This is a genomic window from Comamonas sp. BIGb0152 (assembly GCF_024809975.1).
Taxonomy (GTDB): domain Bacteria; phylum Pseudomonadota; class Gammaproteobacteria; order Burkholderiales; family Burkholderiaceae_C; genus Comamonas.
The window spans coordinates 25,969-49,626 of record NZ_JANUDY010000007.1 but is presented as its reverse complement, the minus strand read 5'-3'; the positions used below and the strand labels follow the sequence as shown (position 1 = coordinate 49,626).

Annotated in this window: 18 protein-coding genes; 16 read left to right on the top strand and 2 right to left on the bottom strand. The window is 62.3% G+C overall.

Annotated features, from left to right (window positions below):
- Nucleotides 1-10: 10 nt before the first annotated feature.
- The 7 genes from M2375_RS14560 to M2375_RS14530 all read left to right on the top strand — a co-directional run bounded on the left by M2375_RS14560 (nucleotide 11) and on the right by M2375_RS14530 (nucleotide 7,260).
- The gene (locus M2375_RS14560; protein WP_259168383.1) at nucleotides 11-427 is read left to right on the top strand and encodes a hypothetical protein; all 417 of its coding nucleotides are present in this window, start codon (nucleotides 11-13) and stop codon (nucleotides 425-427) included.
- Between the two features lie 179 nt (nucleotides 428-606).
- Nucleotides 607-2,127: a cell surface protein gene (locus tag M2375_RS14555; RefSeq protein ID WP_259168382.1), complete on the top strand. Its 1,521-nt coding sequence runs from the start codon at nucleotides 607-609 to the stop codon at nucleotides 2,125-2,127.
- Nucleotides 2,128-2,293: 166 nt separating this feature from the next.
- The gene (locus M2375_RS14550; protein WP_259168381.1) at nucleotides 2,294-3,187 is read left to right on the top strand and encodes a peptidylprolyl isomerase; all 894 of its coding nucleotides are present in this window, start codon (nucleotides 2,294-2,296) and stop codon (nucleotides 3,185-3,187) included.
- A gap of 89 nt (nucleotides 3,188-3,276) precedes the next feature.
- A complete protein-coding gene (locus tag M2375_RS14545; RefSeq protein ID WP_259168380.1) occupies nucleotides 3,277-4,077 on the top strand; it encodes an ABC transporter permease in 801 nt (266 codons plus the stop codon).
- Between the two features lie 11 nt (nucleotides 4,078-4,088).
- Complete coding sequence (locus tag M2375_RS14540) at nucleotides 4,089-5,396, top strand: ABC transporter ATP-binding protein (RefSeq protein ID WP_259168379.1); 1,308 nt, start codon at nucleotides 4,089-4,091, stop codon at nucleotides 5,394-5,396.
- A gap of 86 nt (nucleotides 5,397-5,482) precedes the next feature.
- Nucleotides 5,483-6,379, top strand: coding sequence for a bifunctional 2-polyprenyl-6-hydroxyphenol methylase/3-demethylubiquinol 3-O-methyltransferase UbiG (locus M2375_RS14535; protein ID WP_259168378.1), 897 nt, complete (start codon nucleotides 5,483-5,485; stop codon nucleotides 6,377-6,379).
- A 14-nt stretch (nucleotides 6,380-6,393) separates the two neighbouring features.
- Nucleotides 6,394-7,260: a bifunctional 2-polyprenyl-6-hydroxyphenol methylase/3-demethylubiquinol 3-O-methyltransferase UbiG gene (locus M2375_RS14530; protein WP_259168752.1), complete on the top strand. Its 867-nt coding sequence runs from the start codon at nucleotides 6,394-6,396 to the stop codon at nucleotides 7,258-7,260.
- Nucleotides 7,261-7,302: 42 nt separating this feature from the next.
- Here the strand turns inward: M2375_RS14530 and M2375_RS14525 are convergent, their stop codons facing one another.
- Both M2375_RS14525 and M2375_RS14520 read right to left on the bottom strand, forming a co-directional pair.
- Nucleotides 7,303-9,333 carry a glycosyltransferase family 2 protein gene (locus M2375_RS14525; RefSeq protein WP_259168377.1) on the bottom strand — a complete coding sequence of 677 codons (2,031 nt, stop codon included), beginning with the start codon at nucleotides 9,331-9,333 and terminating at the stop codon, nucleotides 7,303-7,305.
- A 64-nt stretch (nucleotides 9,334-9,397) separates the two neighbouring features.
- Entirely contained in the window at nucleotides 9,398-13,111 is a 3,714-nt protein-coding gene (locus M2375_RS14520) for a methyltransferase domain-containing protein (protein ID WP_259168376.1), read from the bottom strand.
- 81 nt (nucleotides 13,112-13,192) lie between these two features.
- On the opposite strand from M2375_RS14520, the gene M2375_RS14515 reads away from it, so the two are divergent.
- From M2375_RS14515 to M2375_RS14475, 9 genes are all read left to right on the top strand, one after another.
- A complete protein-coding gene (locus tag M2375_RS14515; protein WP_259168375.1) occupies nucleotides 13,193-14,098 on the top strand; it encodes a glycosyltransferase family 2 protein in 906 nt (301 codons plus the stop codon).
- 66 nt (nucleotides 14,099-14,164) lie between these two features.
- Nucleotides 14,165-14,953: a glycosyltransferase family 2 protein gene (locus M2375_RS14510; RefSeq protein ID WP_259168374.1), complete on the top strand. Its 789-nt coding sequence runs from the start codon at nucleotides 14,165-14,167 to the stop codon at nucleotides 14,951-14,953.
- Nucleotides 14,953-16,053 carry a glycosyltransferase family 4 protein gene (locus M2375_RS14505; protein ID WP_259168372.1) on the top strand — a complete coding sequence of 367 codons (1,101 nt, stop codon included), beginning with the start codon at nucleotides 14,953-14,955 and terminating at the stop codon, nucleotides 16,051-16,053. The genes M2375_RS14510 and M2375_RS14505 overlap by 1 nt, the downstream gene beginning before the upstream one ends.
- A gap of 73 nt (nucleotides 16,054-16,126) precedes the next feature.
- Nucleotides 16,127-17,020 carry an acetylglutamate kinase gene (argB, locus tag M2375_RS14500; RefSeq protein ID WP_259168370.1) on the top strand — a complete coding sequence of 298 codons (894 nt, stop codon included), beginning with the start codon at nucleotides 16,127-16,129 and terminating at the stop codon, nucleotides 17,018-17,020.
- A gap of 200 nt (nucleotides 17,021-17,220) precedes the next feature.
- Nucleotides 17,221-17,901: a nucleoid occlusion factor SlmA gene (gene slmA, locus M2375_RS14495; protein WP_259168368.1), complete on the top strand. Its 681-nt coding sequence runs from the start codon at nucleotides 17,221-17,223 to the stop codon at nucleotides 17,899-17,901.
- 174 nt (nucleotides 17,902-18,075) lie between these two features.
- The gene (locus M2375_RS14490; RefSeq protein WP_259168366.1) at nucleotides 18,076-18,831 is read left to right on the top strand and encodes a TetR/AcrR family transcriptional regulator; all 756 of its coding nucleotides are present in this window, start codon (nucleotides 18,076-18,078) and stop codon (nucleotides 18,829-18,831) included.
- A 19-nt stretch (nucleotides 18,832-18,850) separates the two neighbouring features.
- Nucleotides 18,851-20,653, top strand: coding sequence for an acyl-CoA dehydrogenase C-terminal domain-containing protein (locus M2375_RS14485; RefSeq protein WP_259168364.1), 1,803 nt, complete (start codon nucleotides 18,851-18,853; stop codon nucleotides 20,651-20,653).
- Nucleotides 20,654-20,691: 38 nt separating this feature from the next.
- Nucleotides 20,692-21,141: a DUF2147 domain-containing protein gene (locus M2375_RS14480; protein WP_259168360.1), complete on the top strand. Its 450-nt coding sequence runs from the start codon at nucleotides 20,692-20,694 to the stop codon at nucleotides 21,139-21,141.
- A 67-nt stretch (nucleotides 21,142-21,208) separates the two neighbouring features.
- Nucleotides 21,209-23,617, top strand: a complete 2,409-nt coding sequence (locus M2375_RS14475; protein ID WP_259168358.1) for a 3-hydroxyacyl-CoA dehydrogenase/enoyl-CoA hydratase family protein — start codon at nucleotides 21,209-21,211, stop codon at nucleotides 23,615-23,617.
- Nucleotides 23,618-23,658: the final 41 nt, after the last annotated feature.

Sequence of the window (23,658 nt, the reverse complement as noted above, 5' to 3'; positions counted from 1 at the left end):
ATATTGAAAAATGACCTCTAATGCACTTATTCAATCCGTGAAAGCTTTGTTTGCAATCGGCGCTGCGGTGTCGATGGTGGCCTGCGCCAGCTTTCAGCCCTCAACGCCGGAAGAGGTCGTCGCCAAAAACGCGTTGGCCTTTACCAACGCCCGGATCAAGGGCGACCATGCAGCGGCTTATGCCTATACCAATGCTGCCTACCAGAAGGCCCGTACCTTGGAGGATTACAAGAAGGCCTACCCCGGCACTTTTGCGCAGTCCGCTGCTATCCACGATGTCAAGTGCGACGAAGAAAAGTGCGCAGTGGGCATCGATTTGAAGGTTAAACCGCCATTGATCACAAAAAATCTGGGTACCATTGATATGTATTCGAAGCAAACTTGGTTGCTCGAAGACGGTCAGTGGCGACTCTATGTTGAGCCCTGAGCCCATCGCCAAGCGAGGTGGGTTGTATGCAATGAAGTTGATTGTTGTAAATTATCAACAGCTACTGCAAAAAAACAAGGCGCTTGCTTTGCAAACCCCGAAGGCGCTATGCTATTATTTCTTAGCGTAAACAATCGTGGTAGTTGCGCTGACTAACTTTTTTTAACTGGAGTGTGTTTATGAAGAAAAATGTTCTGGCTCTGAGCATTGCTGCCATGATTGGCGGTTTTGCTGGTGCTGCTTCTGCTCAAACGACGACTTTCACTGCCCCTACGGCAACCGCGTTCGAGCAATCCGAAGGCGGCGTGGGTCACATTTTGGTGGTTCCTTACTTCACCACGCAAAATGACAACATGTCCGTGTTCCACGTGGTGAATACCGACACCACCAATGGTAAGGCCCTGAAGGTTCGTTTCCGTGGCGCTGCCAACTCTGACGATATCTTGGACTTTACCGTGTTCCTGTCGCCTTTCGACGTGTGGACCGGTTCGGTGCAAGCGGATGCCAACGGTTCGTACTTCATGACGACCGACAACAGCTGCACGTACCCGAACATCCACAACCAGAAGGTCAGCTTTGTGCAAGACCGTCTGGCCAATGGCTGGACTGCTGAAAAGCGTGTGAACAACACGAAGGAAGGCTACGTCGAAATCCTGAACATGGCTGACGTGAAGCCAGGTTCCGATCTGTTCAAGACCATCAAGCACGCTGCCAACGGCGCGCCTGCTTGCGCTGACTCGGTGCTGGAGCGTACCCTGGCTATCAACCCAACGACCGAATCGGCCGCTGCGACTCTGGGTTACGACACGCCTACCGGCCAACTGACCGGCGACTGGTACATCCTGAACGTGGCCCAAACCACCACGTTCTCCGGTGCTGCTACCGCTATCAAGGCTGTGAGCGCTCCTGGTGTTAACGGTCGCGGCAAGTTCGTGGCATTCCCACAGGACAACCAGTCGACCGGCCTGAACAACGATCTGTACACTGCTGATCCACTGTTCAAGACTGTTGGTGCTCAATTCGCAGACACCTCTCCTGCTGTGAATCTGGTTGCTGCTGTGAACTATGACTTCCCAGATCTGTCGACCCCTTACCTGACCACCACTGCAACGCCTGAAGCGCAAGCTTCGCTGCTGACCCAGGCTGTGGCTAACAATGGCGTGTCCAACCAGTTCGCTACGGATTCCATCATCTCTGCGAAGACTGACTGGGTTCTGTCTATGCCTACCCGTCGTTACAGCGTTGGTGCAAACTACGCTGCTACGGACGCTAAGCAATACCGTGTGTTCAACCCACTGGTTGTGACCGCTGCTAATGTTCCATTCTTCGACGCTGGCTCCACCAACGTTGATCCAGACGGCAACATCTGCGTGACCACCACCAGCAACACCTTCTACGATCGTGAAGAATCTTCCGTTCGTAACGGCGCTGTGATCTCTCCCGGCACTGCCAAGATCATCTCGCTGTGCGGTGAAGTGAACGTGCTGGCATTCAAGGACACCGGTACCTCCGTGCTGGGCGCTACCGTGGCTCGTCAGACCGCTGATGTGAAGTACGAAAACGGTTGGGGCCAAGTGAACTACACCCGTCCTCTGCCAGTGGTCGGTGCCTCGTTCATCAAGCTGACCAACTCCGGTGGTGCAGCTAACGGCTTCAGCGGTACCTACGGTATCACCTGGCCTCACCGTTTCTCCAAGTAATTCACCCTGTGGCCGCGAGGCCATAGCTTGAAATACTGAGAGAACAAGCCAAAGGGCAGAGAGCAATCTCTGCCCTTTTTACATTTCTGGAACATTTGCAAAAGCCATCGTGGCATGCCATGTCTCCTGATTTGGTATCCTAGCCTTTTTGCGAGTAGGACTGCTAATGCGTAACCGTCTGTTGTTGGCCCCTGTGGGCATGTTATTGAGTGTTTTTGCGTTGGCAGCCTCCGCTGCGGCCAGCGACAGCCAAGTGCTGGTATCCGGTGTGCCTGGCGCAGAAGTCAGGGCCGTCGATGTTCAGGCCGAGGTACAACGTTTGCCTGCAGAAATGCGCGGTCCTTTTTTGGCGAATAAGGACGGTGTGCAGCAAATGGTGCACGCACTGTTTGTGCGGCGAGCCATGGCCGCCCATGCCCGATCCGCTGGAATTGCGGATGACCCGGAAGTAGCAGCCGCTGCGCGTATTGCTGCAGACAAAGTCATCTCTGACGCGTATCTCGCCAAGTTCAATGCCCAGCACACGCCAGATCCCAAGGTGATTGAGGCTCAGATCAAGGCCCATTACGCTGCCAACAAAGACAGCATGGCGACGCCAGAGGAGGTGCATCTGGCACACATTCTGGTAAAGGGTAAAGATGAGGCCGCCAAGCTGAAGGCCGAGAAGTTGCTCGTGGAGGCAAAAGGTGGCGCAGATTTCGCTACGCTTGCCAAGGAGAATTCGGAAGATCCTGGTAGCGCCGCTCGGGGGGGGGATCTGGGGTTCATCGCCCGTGGCCGCATGGTGCCCGAGTTTGAGAAGGCAGGCTTTGCATTGAGCAAGCCCGGCGAGTTTGCGCCTGTGGTGCAAAGCCAGTTCGGCTACCACGTGATCAAGTTCATCGAGCGCAAGCCGGCTGTGCAAAAGACCTTCGAGGAAGCGCGTCCTGAACTGGAAAAGCAATTCCTGCAAAAGGCTTTGCAGGCAGCACGTTCCGCCGAGGTTGAGAAAGTGACGGAGAAGGCCAAGTTTGATGAAAAGGCCTTGGAAGCATTTTTGGCGAAATCTCAGGCAAAATAAACTGTAGTCACTGCCTATGTGGCAAGGAGGAGGCTGATGAGGCCTTCTCCTTTTTTCATGGGCATTTTGCCTCTACCTATTGAACTGAGATGCGCACCTTTTTGCACAGTATCCAAGAAGTCTGGAACGCCCGCGCACTGGTGGGCGTAATGACGCGCCGCGAAGTAGCCGCGCGCCATGCCGGCACGGCGCTAGGTGTTCTCTGGCCCTATCTGCAGCCCTTGCTGTCCGTCGCGGCCTACTACCTGGTGTTTGATATCGTGTTCGCGATGCGCCTGGGTGAGGGGGCATCCAGCCATGCGGTCGGTACCTTCCTGATCGTAGGCGCGCTGCCCTGGATGGCATTTTGCGATGCGGTCTCGCGGGGCATGGGGAGCTTGCTGGAGGCGGGATCGATCCTGCAGAAGAACCCGCTGCCGCCAGTGCTGTTCCCCGTGCGATCCGTGCTGGCCAGTAGCTGGATCTTTGGCCCGCTGATGCTGCTGCTGGCCTTGTGCTACATCCCCGTTCACCACATGCAATGGGGGGTGCTGGCTTTGCTGCCGCTGATGGCCATGCAGCTGTTGATGACCTTGCTGCTGTCTTACGCCTTGGCGATCTTTGCTGCAGCCCTGCGCGATACCGTGCAACTGGTAGGCTTTGCGCTGTCGGTGGGCATCTACCTGACCCCCATCCTGTTTCCGATCACCATGTTTCCGCAAGGCTGGCGCTGGCTGCTGTGGCTCAACCCCATGGCCTCGTATGTGATGGGCTACCAGTCGGCGCTGCTGCAGGGCCAGTGGCCGGCGCTGCAGGTCTGGGTGGTGAGCGCTGTATGGATTGCGCTGCTTGCGGTGGTGGTGAATGTGCTGGTGCGGCGCAGCCGAGACCAGCTGGTGGACTGGCTATGACGGACGTGCAGATGGCAAAGACACAAGGCGCACCAGCGGTGCTGGTGGTCCAAAACCTGGGCAAGGAATACAAGCTCTATGATTCGCCGCGCCAGCGTGTCAAGGCACTGCTGACGGGCCGGGCTATGCACCGCAGCCACTGGGCGTTGCGTGATGTCAGCTTTAGCCTGAAGCGCGGCCAGTGCATCGGTGTGATTGGCGACAACGGCGCAGGCAAAAGCTCGCTGCTCAAGCTCTTGGCCGGCACCATGCAGCCGTCCGCAGGCTCGATTGAGCGCTCCGGCCGTATCACCGCTATTTTGGAGTTGGGGGCTGGCTTTCACCCGGACTTCACTGGGCGCGACAACCTTTATTTTGCCGGCAGCCTGATCGGCATCAGCCATGAGGAGATGCGCAAGCTAGAGCCGGAGATCATCGCATTCTCTGAGCTGCAGGACGCCATTGACCGGCCGGTCAAGACCTATTCTTCGGGCATGAATGTGCGCCTGGCCTTCGCGCTGGTAACTGCCGTGCAGCCCGATGTGCTGATCGTCGATGAGGCGCTGGCCGTTGGGGACCAGAGCTTTCAGAAAAAATGCATCGAGCGCATTCTGGACTTTCGCCAAAAGGGCTGCACCATCCTCTTTTGCTCGCACAGCCCCTACCATATTCGCCATTTGTGCGATGCGGCGCTGTGGCTGGAGCATGGGCAGGTGCAGATGTTTGGCGAGACCGAGGCGGTGCTGGCCGCCTACGATGTGCGTACCCGCCAAAAGCAAGATGAGAAAGAGCAGCAACAGTGGGGCGATGATGCACAGGCCGTGGTACCTGATGCCTTGGCCGATACGGCTGCGGCAGCGATAGCCACAGCACCCGTTGATGCGCTGGCCACCCCGTATACCGTCCAACCACCAGACCTGCCCCAGTCCGAGGCTGCCGGCAATGCCTGCATACTCTCGGTCGACATAGCGCAGCTGAGCCCAGGCGATCCGCCGGTGCTGCAAGGCCAGGATCTGGTGGTGACCATCAAGGCGCGTGGCAACGGCAGCGAGCGGCCCAATATCGGTTTCATGATTGAGCAGAACAAGGGCGTCGGCATTGCCTGCCTGGCCACGCATGAAGAAGGCGCCGTGCCACTGCCATTGCCCGATGGCAGCTGGCAATCGGTGTTGAGCTTTCCCGACCTGCCCTTGCACAGCGGTGACTATGTGGTCAGCGCCTTTTTGTTCGATGGCTCGGGTCTGGCGGTGTATGACCAATGGTTTCAGTACGCCGTGTTCCGCTTTATCTACCCCAAGCCACTGCCCGGACTGGTACGATTGCCCCACCATTGGGCCTGATGCAGCACGCAACGCAGCGTGCAGCCTGACCCCCAGGAAACGAGAGCGCCAGCATCTGCGCTGGCGCGCTCATCGCCCCCAGATTTATGACCACGAACTCTCCCTCTGCAACGAGCCAGGGCCAGCAGCTGCTGGCCGATGCACAGCTGATGCTGACGAACGGCAATTTCGAAGCTGCCTCTGGCTTGCTGCTGCGCGCCCGTGCCGAAAAAGACGTGATGCTGGCAGCCCATGCGCTGATCGAGCAATACGGGCTCACCGGCTCGTTCCGGAACATCATGGGCCTGGACTGCACCATCTCCACGGCCGATGATATTTTTGGCTTCTTTGCCGGCCACCCCAGCAGCAACAATCCTCTGCGCGATTACCTGGCCGACGGCTGGCGTACCTTGGCTGAGCTGATGACCGTGATGGAGCGGGTGGGCCAGCCATTGGTGCAAAGCCAGCATTTTCTGGAATTTGCCAGCGGCCATGGCCGCTTTACCCGCCACTTGGCGCATCTATTGGGGCCGGACAAAGTGACGGTGTCGGATGTGGTGCCCGATGCGGTGGATTTTGCGATGCACACTTTTGGCGTGCAGGGCTTTGTCTCTGCCAGCGTGCCAGAGCAATTGGTGGCGCCGCGCCAGTACGACACGGTCTTTGTCTTATCGCTGTTCAGCCATCTGCCGCGCAGCACCTGGGGCCGTTGGCTGCAGGTGTTGTACAGCCTGGTGTCTCCGGGCGGGATCTTGGTGTTCAGCACGCACGGCATCAAGGCCGCGCGTTTTGACAGCGTACCGCTCGATGAGGAGGGCTTTTTCTTTGCGCCGTCGAGCGAGTCGAACGCAATCGATCCGAACGAGTACGGCACGGCCTTTACGACCGAAGCCTTTGTGCGCGCCCGGATTGCCGAGACTGTCGGCGCCGACAAGCTTGAGTATTTCTCTCCCGTGCAGTTCTGGAACCACCAGGACGTGTACGTCCTGCGAAAGCCATCATGAACCGCGGAAGCCGTATGCGCCGCCTGGCGCAATTGCGTGAAAAGCGGTTGGGCTTGCCTGACTTTGACGACAGCCGAATTTCCGACGAATGGTTCCGCTCCCACTTCCACTACGCATCAGATGTGGTGGCACAGTGGCTGAGCCCGGTGATGGATTTGAGTGCGGCCCGGCTGCTGCAGTTTGGCTGTGGCGATGGCATCACCGATCTGGCACTGGTGCTGCGCCATGGCGCTGGCGCCATCCACGGCATCGATGTGCGCCAGGAATACGCCAAACTGCCGCGTATTGCGCAAGAGCAGCTGGGCATGCAGCGCATTCCGGCCGCGCTGAGCTTCCAGACGATCACGCCCAGCGCGCCGTTGGCAGGGCAGGCAGCGCTTTATGACGGCATCATGAGCTGGTCCACCTTTGAGCATGTGCAGCGCGACCAGTTGCTGCCGATTCTGAAGGACCTGCTGGCCTGCCTGAAGCCGGGCGGGCACTTCTTCTTGCAGATCGAGCCGCTGTTCTACTCCGCCTTTGGCTCGCACCTGCGCCGCTATGACAGCATCGCCTGGCACCACCTGCTGGTCGAAGAGGAAGCGCTCTGGAAGGTGATTGAAGCCTATGACGGCGAACTCAGCCCCGATGAGGTGGATTTTGGCTTTGCCGATTTTGGCGCTGACGGCTACAAGCGCTTTGTGTTCAAGGAGTACCAGGAGCTCAACCGCCTGACCGCCGATGAGCTGGTAGCGCTGGCGAAGGAGGCAGGCTTTGCGGTGGCGCGTGAGGAGCGCCGCCACTATGAGCCGGAGCCCGTGCCCGAGGCCTTGTTGGCGCAGTACCCGCGCGATGTGCTGACCAACAACGAGATCTTTTTGCTGCTGCAGCGGCCCGCTTGATCCCCAGCCTGCAGCCCATCTGGGCTGCGGCCAGGAGGGGCATCAAGCGGTTGTGACCGTAGCTTCTTCCAACTGCACGGGCACAGAGACGCTGGCGCTGTAACTCAGGCGCTGCATGCGCTGGCCCAGGCCGCTGCGGCTGAAGAGCCGGCGCTTGATCGAGGCCTCGCAATGCAGCGGCGTGCGTACCAGCCAGCAGGTGTGGCGCACTTCAAATGCCGGGTGGAAGTAAGGATCGCCCTGGTCCAGAAAATCGCGCCAGCGGCTGGCGAACAGCGCCGAATCCTCGGGGTGCGGGTCGTAGCCTTCGGCCTTGCCCCGGGTGATCGACTCATGGTGCACCAAGGTGGCCTGCGGGCAGTACAACACGCGCCAGCCCAGCTGCAAGCTGCGCAGGCACAGGTCCACATCGCCAAAGCCCACGGCCAGCTTTTCGTCATAGCCGTCGATGGCATCAAAGGTTTCCTTGCGCATCAATAGGCAGGCGGCAGTGACGGCCGAGACCTCGTGCGTGCTCACCAGGCGGCCCATGAAGGCGATATCCACGCGGTCGGGCGGCAGCTTCAAAAACTTGCCATAGTGTTCGGCAATGCCAAAGGCGCCCACGCAGACACCGGCGTGCTGGATGGAGGTGCGGTCGGGGTAGAGCAGCTGCGCGCCCACCATGCCGACGCTCGGGTCCTGGCACTGCGACAGCATGTGCTCCAGCCAGCCGCTCTCCAGCGCCTCGATGTCGTTGTTGCAGAACAGGTAGTGGCTGTAAGTGCCCGTCAGCTGGCGCACGGCCCAGTTGTTGATGGCCGAGAAGTTGAACGGGCCCTGGTAGCGCAGCACGGTGGCGGTGCCTTCTTGCTGCAGCTGTGCAAAATAGTCCAGGCTGGCCTGCTCGGTCGATGCATGGTCGATGACGATCAGGTCGTAGGCGGCATGCGGCACGGTGGCGCGGATGCTGTCCACGCACTGGCGCACGAGGCTGCCGTAGTTCTTGGTCGGGATGATGATGGCCACGCGCTGGCCATCGGCGATCTGGTGCTGCGTTTCAAAGAAATTGAACGACACCCCGGGGGCCGAGCGTGCCGCCACACCGCTGCGGTCTAGATGGCGTTGCAGTACGGCGGTGGAGGTGGCCATCACCTGGGCCATCTTGTCGTGGCCGGCCGAGCCGGTGTGGGTGCGCCACTGGTAGAGGATCTCGGGCAGATGCACGATGCGGCTGGCCGCTTCGCTGACCCGCAGGATCAGGTCGTAGTCCTGCGAGATGCCCAGGGCCTCGTCGAACCCGCCCAGGCTGCGCAGCAGCGCGGTGCGAAAGCCCACCATGTGCACGATATAGGGGTGGCTGCGCAGGTATTCGGGCGAGAAGGCCGGGCGGTGGAAGTACTGCAGCACCTGTTTGCCATCGGGGCTGACCAGCACTTCGTCCGAATACAGCATGTCCGGGTCATCGGCCATGACGCTTTGGGCGACGCGGTAGATGGCCTGGGGCTGGAGCAGGTCGTCATGGTCCAGCAGCACCACAAACGGGGACGTGGCCAAGGCCAGTGCCCGGTTGCTAGCGTGCGATACGCCATGGTTGGTCTCGCCCAGGTGCAGCTTGATGCGCGGCTCCTGCGCCGCAAGTTCTTGCAGCATTTGGCGCACATGGGGCTTGGGCGATGCATCGTCGGCGATGCACAGCTCCCAGTGCGGGTAGATCTGGGCGCGTACCGAGTCAACCATGGCGGTGAGCATGGCCGGGTCGGTGTTGTAGGTGGGTACCAGGATGGAGATGCTGACGGGCTGCGCCAGCGCGGCGATCTCGGCGCGCAGCAGCGGCAGCACATCGCTGGTCAGCCGCTGCTGGTAATCCTGCCAGGCATCGGTGGGCGCCACGGCGATCGTGGGGGCATCGGGGTGGCCCAGGGACAGCAGCTGGTGCTTGAGCATCTGGCTGCCGCCCGTGCGCCAGGCGCGCCAGAGTTTGCGGCTGTTGCTGCCCAGTTGGCGGGGATCGGCGGCGAGCAGGTACAGGCTGCGGCTGAGCTGGCGCAGCTTGTGGGGCAGTTTGCGCAAAGTTGAGAGAGTGGAAGACAAGGATGTTGCTCTTTATTTGGTAGCGGTCTGTGTTTGATTTGCAAACACTATTGGGCTATTTTATTTAATTAAGGGGCTGGCGCAGACCCGTCAGGTAATCGTGCCCATAGCTCCAGGGCTGCAGGTACTGCGCTTGCAAGTCCACTGCTGCAGCCGGGGCAGGCAGGGGCGCCTGGCCGTCGATGTAGTGGCGCTGGCGAATGTCCTGCATCAGCGCCAGCCATGCGTCGGCCGAGGTGCTCCAAGGGCGCAGCCAGGTCCAGGGGCGGCCAGCCAAGCGCTCGGGGAAGGCGCCGATATCGGGGGCGATCACCGGCACACCGGCTTGCAGGCAAGCGCTCAAGGTGTAGCTATAGGTTTCGGGCCACAGCGCCGGGAACCAGACCACATCGGGCTGCAGGCGTGCCATCAGTGCGGGCAGGTCGGCGTCTTCATACGGGCCGTGCACGGTCAGGCTGGCATGGGGTTGGGTGCGCATGCGGCGGTGTGGGTAGCCCAGCAGGTGCAGCTCAACGGGGGCCTGGCTTTGGGCTGCAGCCAGGGCCACGGCCTCCATCACATCGCCCCCCTTGGCCAGGCTGACGCCGCCAAGGATAAAGACGCGCAAATGGGCGTGGCTGGCCAGCGGCTGGCCCTGGGGCAGGGGCAGGGCCGCTGCATCCGGGATGTCATGGTGGGTCACATAGCGCACCGCTGCATCGGGGAAGTACTGGTGCATGCGCAGGGCGGCGTCCTTGCTGGGGGCCAGCACATAACGCGCCTGGTTCAGGAACAAGCGGTGGCGCATGCGCCAGGCATCGATGTACTCGCCGGTGGGTGCCGGCTCCGCGCCCGAGCACTGCGGGCACTGCGCCACGCCCAGCGCCGCATAGTGCGCATTGTGGGTGGGCTCCATCAGGTTGATCTGCGGGCAGATGGCGTAGTAGTCGTGCGCGGTGAAGTCGTAGCGCACACCCAGCAGCTCGGGCAGGCGCATCACCTCCAGGTTCAGGCCCATCAGGTGGTGGAAGTGGATATGGCACACGCCCAGCTCGCGCAGCAGCGCCACCAGCGCTTCAGACTGCGTGGGCCAGTGGAACGCTTCGTCATAGCCCTCGGCCGCATCGAGCCACTGCAGGCGGATGTAGTTGTTCTCCAGCGGGGTCAGCGCCAGCGATACGGCGCGGTCGCGCAGGCTGTGGGCCAGCTCTTTGACATGGCGCAGGGTACCGCCGCCTGCGTTGTGCAGCACCATCAGAATGCGTGGCAGCGGGTGCTGGCGCAGGCGCGCCTTGTCAATGGCATTGCGTGCGGCCTGGGCCGGGTTGGCCTTCAGGTGCGCTTGCACCAGGCTGTCGTAGCCAGGGTGCAGTTGCTGCAGGGTTTGGTAGGCCGCCTGCTCGCGCGGGGTCTTGCTGTCGCCAAAGCTGACACCGCCGGTGTGCAGCACCACCGTGTCCAAGGCCAGCAGGTGGCGCCAGCCCAGGTCATGGGCGCGCATGCAGAAATCGTTCTCTTCGCCGTAGCCCTTGCCGAAATGTTCCACATCGAAAAGGCCGGTTTGGGCCAGGCAATCACGCCGGATGTACATGCAAAAGCCCACGCCGGTGGGCACCTCGACCGTCTGCCCGGCATTGGCGCTGGCCGCCAGGTGGTTCAGGCGCAGCAGGTCGGCATCGGTCGGCAGTGCGTTTTTCTCACAGAAGCGCGGGTAGCTGCAGATGGTGGCGTTGTTGGACAGCGGGGTGACGCTGCCCACTTCTGGCGCGCTGTAGGCGGCCCGGTGCAGGCGGTCCAGCCATTCGTGCGATACCTCTGTGTCGCTGTTGAGCAGCAGCACATCGTGGCTGGGGTGCAGGGCCATGCCGCGGTTGACGGTGGCCACAAAGCCCAGGTTGCTGTCGTTTTCCAGCAGCTGCACGCGGCTGTCCTGCTGGGCCAGCTCGCGCAGCCAGGCGGTCAGCTCGGGCTCGGGGCTGGCGTCGTTGATCACTACCAGCTGGCTGTTGGTTTGCGTGGCTGCTTGCAGCACGGACTGCAGGCAGCGCTGCGTATCGACCAGGCCCCGGTACACCGGGACAATGATGTCGACCATGGGGGCAGGCTGTGCGGCAACGATGGGCAGCACGGGCTCAGCAATGGATTCGTCGGATGCAGCTTCGTCCACCACCACGGCGACGGTGGCGCTGTTCGGCACTTCGGCCAGTGCATCCAGCGCATCCATCGCTTCGGGCGTATCTAGCACAGGCTCGGCGGCCGCAGGCTGGTGCTCAGGCACATGCACCACGGCCGGGGCGGGCGCGGGCCGGCCACGCAGCCGGGCCTTGGCGCTGGCCAGCTTCTGGCCTACGCGGTAGGCCTCCGATGCCTCGATATTGCCCAGATGGGTTTGCAGATTGCCAATATGGGTCTGCTGGCCTTGGATGTGCTCTTGCTGCTGCGCAATGGCCGCTTCCAGATTTTCCTTCTGGTCCTGCATATGGGCCTGCAGCAGGCGCAGCTGGGTGTGGGCCTCGGCTTGGGCTTGCTGGGCGCGCAGCACCTCGGTATCGGCATAGCTGATGCGTGCCTGCAGCTCCTGGGCGCTGTCGGCCAGCGCCGCATAGTCGGCCGACATGGGCCAGCCCAGGCTGACTTCGAGCACCGCGCCCTCGGTCTGCAGGCAGTTTTTGAGCAACGCGGGGTCAATCGGCAAATGCAGGTGGGGGTCATCGCCGGTCAGCAAGAGCAAGGTGCTGCCCGGCGCAGTAGCGTGCGCGGGCTGCCAGCTGATCTGGCTGTGGGGCACCTGGGCCAGCGCTTCGGGTTGGTCCGCCTCCCAGCGCCAGCGCAGGGTGCCGCTCGCGTCATACAGGCGCATGGCATGCAGGTGCAAAAAGCCGGGGCGGTCGGCCGGGTCCCAGCGCAAGGTCGGCTGCGTGCCTTCAAAACGGGGCAGGGCAAAGCGAATGCTCTGCTGCAAGGCGCCAATCTGGCCCTTGGCAATCAGCTTGTGCGACTCGCTGAACTGGCCGGCATCGGCCCAGTACAGGTTGGTGGTAAAGCTGGCATGCGCCGTGTTGGCCTCGCTCTGGATCGCCAGCAGCGCATGGGCCTGGGCGGCAGCGGCGTCGCTGCTGGGGCGGATGCTGCAGATGAACTGGTAGGCCAGCGCATCGGGCTGGGCCAGCAGGTAGCGCATCACCGCAGGCGGCAGGCTGTCGGCGGTGGTGCGGGCAAATTCAGATTCATCGAGCGGCCGGTCGATGGTCTCCAGCGACTGCACACTCCACTGGCCCGCCGTCATCAGGCGCAGCAGCGACTGGCGGGTGAAAAAGCGCAAGTGGGTGTTGTCCAGCAGCCCTTCTTCGCGGTAGCGCAGCTCGCCTTGCATCAGCTCCATCACCAGGCCGCAATAAGCCGCATTCGGGATGGAGACCAAAATCTCGCCGTTTTCTGCCAGCAGGTCGCGGCAGTCGGCCAGCAGCTGCTCGGGTTGGCGCAGGTGCTCCAGGACATCGGCGCAAACGATATAGTCATACTGACGCCGCGTAAAAGCCTCAGCCAGGTTGATCTGTTCCAGATCGGCCACGGCCAGATCGCGATAATACGGCTTGGCGAGCGCGGCTTCTTCGGCGCTGAACGTCACACCATCCAGGGTGCAGGCCTTGTGCTCGTGCAGGTACTGGCCCAGCACGCCTGGGCCGCAGCCCAGATCGAGCACACGGGCGCCCGGCTGTATCTTGTTCGCCAGCACCGACAGTGAGCTGCGCTGCTGGAGATCGATGTGGCGGGTGTAGACGTGGTGTTCGCGGGTCATGGATATGGGAATGGGTAGGAATTCTGCCGAGATAGGCCTGCAGATGCAGGTGAAAGATGAATGACTGACAAGCAAAATCGTGTGGCAATTCTATTGTCTACATTCAATGGCGAGCAGTTTCTGCCTGCGCAGCTCGATTCCCTGATGGCGCAAAGCCATGCGGGTTGCGATATTTGGGTGCGCGATGATGGCTCCAGCGACCAAAGCCTGGCCATTGTCCAGCGCTATGCCGACGCCCACCCGCAGATCCATCTGCACGCAGGGGCCAATCTGGGTTTTGTAGCTAGTTTTTACGAATTATTGCAAAACGTGGGCGCCGGCTATGACTTTTATTTTTTCTGCGACCAAGACGATGTCTGGCTGCCCAGCAAAGTAAGCCGTGCGTTGTCATTGCTGGATGGGCAGCAGGGCGCCGCACTGTACTGCTCCCGCACCCAGTATGTGGCCGGGGACCTGCAGCCTATCGGCCCTTCGCCCGACTACGACCGCAGCTGCATCGGCTGGGGCAATGCCCTGGTGCAGAACATTGCCACGGGCTGCACCGTCGCGCTCAATGCCGCTGCACGTGAGCGTCTGCTGTCCCAGCGTCCCGGTGTCTGCCTGGCGCATGACTGGTGGGCCTACCTGGTGGTGTCGGCCTTTGGCAGCGTGGTGTTCGACAGCGAAAGCCATATCCTGTACCGGCAGCATGGCCGCAACACCATTGGCATGCAAAAGCAGGGCCTGGCCGGCCAGTGGGCGCGCGTGCAGCGCTTTTGGCGCCGGCTGCGCCAGGCGGGGCCGGGCTGGATCGACCAGCTCAGCGAATTCGACCGGCTGCATGGCGCTGACCTGGCCGATGCACAGCGCCGCCAGCTGCGCATGCTGATCCGCTCGCGCAGCAGCTGGACAACTGCCCTGCGGGCCTCCGTCCAGCGTTATTACTGGCGCATGAGTGCGGTCGATACCTTGATCCTGCGGGTGCTGCTGGCTTTGCGCCTGTATTGAGGCGGGCTGTTGCTGGTGATCCGGCGGCGGATTCTGGCGCTGGCCGCTGATGGATAATGCCCGCTGATGTCCACCGCCACCCTCCCGCTCCCTCCCATTGTCTTGTCTGTGGTCAGCCACGGCCATGGCGCTATGGTGCAGCATTTGCTCGACGCCTTGGCCCAGCATGGCGCGGGGGGAGCCGGCGTGCGCCGCGTGGTGCTGACCTTGAACCTGCCCGAACCCGCGCCTGTGGCACCCGCAGGCGGCTGGCCTTTTGTGCTGCAACTGCGCCACAACAGCGAGCCGCAAGGCTTTTCGGCCAACCACAATGCGGCGCTGGCTGGCGCCAGCGAGCCGCTGGTCTGCGTCATCAACCCGGATGTGGACCTGGCCGCCGGCAACCCCTTTCCCGCTTTGGTGCGTGCGGTGCAGCGCCAGGGCGTGGGCCTGGCCTATCCGATGCAGGTGGATGACAACGGCCAGCTGCAGGACAGCGAACGCGAGCTGCCCTCCCCCTGGTCCTTGTTGCGCCGCTATGCCGTCAAGCGGCGTGAGACCCGGGCCGAGTGGGTCAATGGCGCGATGTGGCTGCTGCCCACACCCGTGTGGCAGGGCATAGGCGGGCTCAACACCGCCTATTTCATGTACTGCGAAGACGTGGAGCTGTGCCTCAGGCTGCGCCTAGCGGGCTGGACCCTGGCGCGCGCCGCCTGCGTGGTGGGGCATGCGGGGCAGCGGGCCAGCCATCGCCGCGCCGGCCATGCTTTGTGGCATATTCGCAGCTTGCTGCGGCTGTGGACCTCGGCAGTTTTCTGGCGCGCCCGGGCCTTGCTCCGGCGTACCCCCACGGCAGCACTCACGATGATTGAATAATGATTTTCCTGGCAGTGGTCGCTTTTCTCTGTTCGCTGATCGGCGCGGGTTTTATCGTGCGCCGTATGCGCGGCCATGCCAAACGCTATGGCAAGGATTTGCCCCAGCGCTTCCATATGGGCAATATCCCCCGGCTGGGTGGTTTGGCCATGTTTGCCAGCCTAGTGCTGACGGTGGGGGTGGCGGGTGTGCAGAACTGGTGGGGCTACTACGGCAACGCGCTGCACTGGAACCAGTGGGTGCTGTTCTTTTTCATCGCCATGCTGCCCGCCGTGGCCGGTGGCATCGCCGAGGACATGACCCAGCGCATGACCGTGCGCTACCGCCTGGTGCTGACCCTGCTGACCGGCCTGCTGGCGGTGTACCTGCTGGGCATGACCGTGCCACGCATGGGCCTGGTCTGGCTGGATGCCGCCTTGAGCGCCGCGCCCTGGCTGGGCATGGCGCTGGCGGTGCTGGCCATCGCCGGCCTGCCCCATGCCTTCAACATCATCGATGGCTACAACGGCCTGGCGGGCATGGTGGCGGTCATCATCTGCGCGGCGCTCACCCATGTGGCGCTGCAGCTGGGCGACCGGGAGCTGGCCGCTATTTTGGTGATCACCGCCGCCGCCACCCTGGGTTTCATGTTCTGGAACTACCCCATGGGCCAGCTGTTCGCGGGCGATGGCGGCGCCTACGTCTGGGGCATCGTCATCGCTTTTTGCAGCATCACCTTGGTGCAGCGCCACCCCATCGTCTCGCCCTGGTTTCCGATGCTGCTGCTCATCTATCCGGTGTGGGAGACCATGTTTTCCATCTACCGCAAGCTCGCGCGCGGTGACTCACCGGGCATGGCCGATGCGCTGCACCTGCACCAGCTGATCTACCGCCGCATTGTGCGCAGCGTGCTTGATGAAAACGCCGCCCGCCGCATGCTGCGCCGCAATAACCGGACTGCGCCGTATTTGTGGGCGTTCACTTTGCTCACCGTGGTGCCGGCCGTCCTGTTCTGGCGCAACACCTATATCCTCATCGGTTTCTGTGCGCTGTTCTGTGTCTCCTATGTCGCCGCCTATCTGGTGATCGTGCGCTTCAAGCTACCAGGCTGGATTCGCTGATCTGCAGGCAGATGGCACTTTGGGGCACAATGCGCGTTTTGCATCTTCTCCGCTGCTGTAAAGGCCTGCAACCATGACGACTCCTTCTCTCTCCATTGCCCCGCGCGACAAGGCTGAAATTCTGGCGCAGGCACTGCCCTACATCCGCAGGTTCCATGGCAAGACCATGGTCATCAAGTACGGCGGCAATGCCATGACCGACCCGGAACTGCAGGCCGATTTTGCCGAGGACGTGGTGCTGCTCAAGCTGGTGGGCATCAACCCGGTGGTGGTGCACGGCGGCGGGCCACAGATCGAAAACGCCTTGAAGCGCCTGGGCAAGGAAGGCAAGTTTGTGCAGGGCATGCGCGTGACCGACTCGGAAACCATGGAAGTGGTGGAATGGGTGCTGGCCGGTGAGGTGCAGCAGGATATCGTGGGCTTGATCAACCAGGCCGGCGGCAAAGCCGTGGGTCTGACGGGCCGTGACGGCGGCTTGATCCGTGCGCAAAAGCTCAAGCTCAAGGACAACAAGGACCCATCGCTAGAGCATGATGTGGGCCAGGTAGGTGATATCTTGTCGATCGACCCCAGCGTCGTGAAGGCGCTACAGGACGACGCCTTCATCCCTGTGATCAGCCCGATTGGCTTTGGCGAGAACAACGAGAGCTACAACATCAACGCCGATGTGGTGGCCAGCAAGCTGGCGACCGTGCTGCAGGCCGAAAAGCTGATGCTGCTCACCAACATCCCCGGTGTGCTCGACAAGCAAGGCCAGCTGCTGACCGAGCTGACCTCGCGCCAGATTGATGAGCTGATTGAGGACGGCACCATCTCGGGTGGTATGCTGCCCAAACTGGCCGGCGCCATTGATGCGGCCAAGAGCGGTGTCAATGCCGTGCATATTGTCGATGGCCGTGTGCCGCACGCCATGCTGCTCGAAATTTTGACCGACACGGCTTACGGAACAATGATTCGTAGTTATTGATACATTTGATTGCGTAATTGATTTGTGCATCTAGTAATGCACATGATTTTTATCATTTTTCTGCGGTTCTTTTGCAGTAAGATGTTACAGAGGGCCCAAGGTTGCGCTGGCAACCTGTGAGGCGAGTGCATTACTTTTATCAATAAAAAATACCTGGCGGTGTTGGGAGACTGCGTCGGGTGCAGCCTCATATTCAACGCATGTCTGATCAAGAATCTTCTTTCGCCGCCGACCTCGTCGATGCGCCGCTAGAAGCCGCTAACCCGGCACCTACCCGTAAACGTCCAAAACCCGGAGAGCGTCGAATCCAGATTCTGCAGACGCTGGCAGCCATGCTGGAGCAGCCAGGCGCAGACCGCATCACCACGGCGGCTTTGGCCGCGCAAATGTCGATCAGCGAGGCTGCCCTCTACCGCCACTTTGCCAGCAAGGCCCAGATGTACGAGGGCCTGATCGAGTTCATTGAACAGTCCGTCTACAGCCTGGCCGTGCAGATCACCGGCCGCGATGTGCCGGACCCCGCCAAGACCGTGGAGCAGGGCATTGCCCAGGCCCACCGGGTGGTCACGATGGTGCTGCAGTTTGGCGAGCGCAACCCCGGCATGGTGCGGGTGATGCTGGGCGACGCGCTGCAGTCCGAGAACCCACGCCTGCAGCAGCGCATGCAGCAGTTCTTCGAGCGCATCGAGACCACCTTGCGCCAATGCCTGCGCACAGTGCCTGGCGCGGACGCATCAGCCACACCCACGGTGGATGCCAATGTGCGCTCCAGCGTGCTGATGTCCTTTTTGATTGGCCGCCTGCAGCGCTTTGCGCGCTCGGACTTCCGGCGCATGCCTACCGAGCAGCTCGACAGCTGCCTGTCCTTGATGGCGCATTGACGCCGAACTGCCTTTCGCGCACAAGCTGCTGAACCCCAGGGGGCCAGCAGCTTTTTTGTTGCCGACGGCTGGGTCGCGTGCCGTGGTTTACCCTTGCTTTGCAAACCAGCCGTTGGCAGCACACTGGGTTTGTGCAAGAATCAAAAAAAGAACGACCGTGCTATTTTTTGATTTATGACCAAACCCCTTGCTTCCACCCCCGCCACTGCCGAGATCGCCAAGCTGGCCAAAGGGGCCCAAACGCGTGCCGCGATTGTGGATGCCGCCTTGTCCCTGGCTGCGCAAGAGGGGCTCGATGGCCTGTCGCTGGGCATGGTCGCGCTGGCCATGGGCATGAGCAAGTCCGGCGTGTTTGCCCATTTTGGCTCCCGCGAAGAGCTGCAGTGCTCGGTGGTGCGCGAATACCACGAGCGCTTTGAGCGTGAGATCTTTGTGCCTGCGCTGCAGGTGCCCCGTGGGCTGGCGCGTTTGCTGCACATGGCCACCGGCTGGATGGGCAGCACCGCCCAGCCCAATGATGCCAGCCGCCTCTACGGCAGCCTCTACATCAGCGGCGCGGTGGAGTTTGACGACCGGCCTGGTGACGTACGCGATGCACTGGCCGATTCGGTGCACATCTGGATGGATGCCATGCGCCGGGCGATTGCCCAATCGCAAGCCGAAGGGCAGCTGCGCGCCGATGTGGCGCCCGACCAGGTGCTGTTTGAGCTGCACGGCATTATTTTGTCCTTGCACTACGAAACCCGTTTTCTCCATGGCCCGCAGGCGCTGCAGCATGCCGCCACCGCGCTGCGCGGTGTCTTGCTGCGCCATGCCGTGGATCCCCAGCGCGATGCCGCGCTGATCGATGCCGCACTCGCCCCTTGCCTGGTGGCGCTGCCCGATGCGGCTGCTCCCCCGCCCGTTTCCACTTCTGTCTCGACCTCCTAGTTTTTCCAAAGGACTTTCCATGCCTCAGTACACCCCACCGCTGCGCGACATGCAGTTCCTCATGCAAGAAGTGCTGGATCTGCCGGCCCGTTTTGCCCAATTGCCGGCCTATGCCGAGGTCGACACTGGCACCATGGATGCGATTTTGGAAGAGGCTGGCAAGTTCGCGGTCGAAGTGGTGCAGCCGCTCAACCTTTCGGGGGATGCCGAAGGCTGCACGCGCAACCCAGCTGATTCGAGCGTGACGACGCCCAAGGGCTTCAAGGAGGCCTACGCCAAGTATGTAGAAGGCGGCTGGGCGGCGCTGTCCTGCGACACCGCCCACGGCGGCCAGGGCCTGCCCTTTGTACTGAACCAGTGCCTGTATGAAATGCTCAACAGCGCCAACCAGGCCTGGGCCATGTACCCTGGCCTGTCGCATGGCGCCTACGAGGCGCTCCATGTGTATGGCTCGGACGAGCAGAAAAAGCAGTACCTGCCCAAGCTCACCAGCGGCGAGTGGACCGGCACCATGTGCCTGACCGAGCCCCATTGCGGCACCGACCTGGGCCTGCTGCGCACCAAGGCCGAACCGCAAGCCGACGGCAGCTACAAGATCAGCGGCAACAAGATCTTCATCAGCGCCGGTGAGCACGACATGACCGACAACATCCTGCACCTGGTGCTGGCCCGCCTGCCGGATGCACCCAAGGGCAGCAAAGGCATCAGCCTGTTTCTGGTGCCCAAGTTCCTGGTCAATGCCGATGGCTCGCTGGGTGCGCGCAACCCCATCAGCTGCTCGGGCCTGGAGCACAAGATGGGCATCCACGGCAATGCCACGGCGCAGATCGCCATCGATGGCGCCGTGGGCACCCTGGTCGGCCAGGCCAACAAGGGGCTGCAAGCCATGTTTGTGATGATGAATGCCGCGCGCCTGGGCGTTGCCAACCAGTCGCTGGGCCTGATGGCCGTGGCTTATGAGAACGCGCTGGCCTATGCCAAGGACCGATTGCAGATGCGCAGCCTCTCGGGCACCAAGGCCAAGGACCTGCCGGCCGACCCGATCATCGTGCACCCCGACGTGCGCCGCATGCTGCTGACCGCCAAGGCCTACAGCGAAGGCGGCCGCGCCATGATGGTTGCCACTTCGGCCCTTGTCGACGAAGAGTTGAACCACCCGGACGAAGCCGTGCGCAAGGCCCATGCCGCGCAGGTGGCCCTGCTCACCCCCATCCTCAAGGCCTTTTTGACCGACAAGGGTTTTGATGTGACCGTCCTGTGCCAGCAGGTGTTTGGTGGCCATGGCTACATCCACGAAACCGGCATGGAGCAGTATGTGCGCGATGCGCGCATCAACATGATCTACGAAGGCACCAACGGCATCCAGGCGCTGGATCTGCTGGGCCGCAAGGTGCTGGGCGACCAGGGCGCGGCGCTCAAGGCGCTGGGCAAGCTGGTGCAAGGGTTGGTGGAGGAAGAGGGCGTCAACGAGCGCATGGCCGATTTCATCAACCCGCTGGCGCAGCTGGCCGGCCAGATGACCGGCATCACCACGGAGCTGGGCCTCAAGGCGCTGCAGAACCCTGACGAGGTGGGTGCTGCGGCCACCGACTACCTCTGCGTGATGGGCCACTTGGTGATGGGCTACTGGTGGGCACGCATGGCCCAGACCGCGCTGCGCGCACTGGCCGAAGGCGATGTGGCCGACAAGACCTTCTACGAAGGCAAGCTGCAGACAGCGCGCTTTTACTTTGCGCGGCTGTTCCCCGAGGCGGGCCTGCGTGTGCGCACCATGCGCACCGGCAGCAAGCTCTTGATGAACACCGACGCGGCGCTGGCCTAAGGCCGTCGCCCCCGCTGAACAACCCTTTGGAGACTGCGATGCGACCCTTGATCAAACCCTTGCTGGCGCTGGCTGCTGGCCTGGCGGTGGCGCTGCCCGCGCTGGCCGCCGAGATGTCGCCGGTGGGCCTGTGGCGCACCTTTGACGAGAAAAGCGGTGAGCCCAAGTCCGAGGTGCGCATCAGCGACAGCGGCGGGGTGCTCAGCGGCAAGGTGGAAAAACTGCTGCGCAAAGGCGCCGACCCGCAGGCCGTGTGCGACCGCTGCAGCGATGACCGCAAAGGCCAGCCGCTCCTGGGGCTGGAGATCATCCGGGGTGCCAAGCAGGCGCAAGGCAAGGCGGTGTGGGAGGACGGCAAGATCCTCGACCCTGAAAACGGCAGCAGCTACAGCTTGAAGCTCACGCCCACCGACAACGGCAACAAGCTCGATGTGCGCGGATCGATTGGCCCCTTTGGCCGCACGCAGACCTGGTCGCGCGTCGAATAGGTTTTGAATAAAACGGGCTGCCAGCCTCGACCAGAGTGCGCTGGCAGCTAACAAAAGTGGAGTAAGCATGTCCCGATTTGTGGTGAAAAAAGTGGCGGTGCTCGGCGCCGGGGTGATGGGAGCGCAGATTGCGGCCCACCTCGTCAATGTGCGCGTGCCGGTGGTGCTGTTTGACTTGGCAGCAAAAGAGGGCCCCAAAAGCGCCATCGCGCAGAAGGCGATTGCCAACCTGAAAAAGCTCAAGCCCTCGCCGCTAGGTGTGGCCGCTGAAGCCGATCTGATCACGCCCGCCAACTACGAAGAGCATCTGGCGCAGCTCAAGGACTGCGACCTGGTGATCGAGGCGATTGCCGAGCGCATGGACTGGAAGCGCGATCTGTACCACCAGATCGCGCCGTTCGTCGCACCCCATGCGATCCTGGCATCCAACACCTCGGGCCTGTCGATCACGGCCTTGTCCGAGGCGCTGCCCGAGCAGCTGCGCCACCGCTTCTGCGGCATCCACTTTTTTAACCCGCCACGCTATATGCAGTTGGTGGAGCTGATCCCGACGGCTGCGACCGAGCCCCAAGTGCTGGACCAGCTCGAAAGCTTTGCCACCAGCCAGCTGGGCAAGGGCGTCATCCGCGCCAAGGACACGCCCAACTTTGTCGCCAACCGCGTGGGCGTGGCCGGCATGCTGTCCACCATTGCCGAGGCCGAGCGCTTTGGCCTGAGCTACGACGTGGTCGACGACCTCACTGGCAAAAAGCTGGGCCGCGCCAGCTCGGGCACCTTCCGCACCGCCGATGTGGTGGGCCTGGACACCTTGGCCCATGTGATTGCCACGATGCAAAGCCAGCTGAGTGCGCAGACCGACTCGTTCTACGCCAGCTACACCACGCCAGCGGTGCTGACCCAGCTGATCGCCAATGGCGCGCTGGGCCAAAAGGCCAAGGCAGGCTTCTACCGCAAAACCAAGATGGGCATCGAGCGCTTTGACCCCGAGCACCAGGCCTATGTGCCATCGGGCGAAAAGGGCAATGACGTCTACACCCGCATGCTGAAAAAGCCGGCAGGTGAACGCCTGCAGCTGCTGCGCAACAGCGAGGGCGCGCAGGGCCAGTTCCTCTGGGCCATTTTGCGCAACAGCTTCCACTACGCCGCCGTGCACCTGAAGGACATTGCAGACAATGCCCGCGATGTCGATCTCGCTATGCGCTGGGGCTTTGGCATGCAGCAAGGCCCGTTCGAGCTGTGGCAAGAAGCCGGCTGGCTGCAGGTGGCCAAGATGGTGCAGGAAGACATTGACGCGGGCAAGGCGCTCAGCACCGAGCCGCTGCCGCAATGGGTGTTTGAGGGCCCCGTCGCCGATGCTGGCGGCGTACACACGGCGCAGGGCTCCTGGAGTGCGGCTGAGAACCGCTTTGTGCCGCGCCGTGATCTGCCGGTGTATGCACGCCAGCTGTTCCCCGAGCGCGTGCTGGGCGAAGCCAGCGCGGCCGCGCAGGACTGGCGCACGGCAGGCCGCACCCTGGCCGAGAGCAAGGCCTCGCGCAGCTGGACCCTGGATGACCAGGTCATGGTTTTCAGCATCAAAACCAAGATGCATGCCATCAGCCCCGATGTGATGGAAGACCTGCAGACCGCGCTGGCGCTGGCCGAGAAGGATTTTGACGCGCTGGTCGTCTGGTCGGGCGATGCGCCTTTCAGCGTGGGCGCCGATCTGCAGGCCATGATGCCCGCCTTTGCACTGCAAGGCCCGATGGCCATCGACCAGATCGAGCAGGTGATGCAGCAGCTGTTTTTGTCGCTGCGCTATGCGCAGATCCCCGTCGTGGGCGCTGTGCATGGCATGGCGCTGGGCGGCGGCTGCGAGCTGCTGCTGCACTGCGCACGCCGCGTGGCGCATATGGAAAGCTATATCGGCTTGGTGGAGATGGGCGTGGGCCTGGTACCCGGTGCCGGTGGCCTGACCAATGTGGCCTACCAGGCGGCGCGCCATGCGCAGTATTCGACGGGCAACGACTTGCTGCCCTTCCTGGCCAACGGCTTTACCGCAGCGGCCAAGGCCACCGTCGGCACCAGTGCGCTGGAGTCGCAGGCTCTGGGCTACCTGCAGGCCGACGATGTTATCGTGCCGCACCGCGACGAGCTGCTGTTTGTGGCACTCACCCAGGCCAAGGCCATGGCGCAATCGGGCTGGCGCCCGCCGCAGCGCAAGCCTTTCCCGGTGGCCGGCCGCAGTGGCGCAGCCACCTTGCGCAGCACCCTGGTCAACATGCGCGAGGGTGGCTTTATCACCGAGCACGACATGCTGATCGCCGGCCACATGGCCGATGTAGTCTGCGGCGGTGATGTGGATGCCGGCACCCTGGTGAACGAGGAGTACCTGATGGCGCTGGAGCGCAAGGCCTTCACCGACCTGATCGTGAAGGAAAAAACCCAGGAGCGCATTCTGGGCATGCTGAACACCGGCAAGCCCGTCCGCAACTAAGGCCACCGTGGAAAAGCAAGCCCTTGTCCCCAACCCCCTCT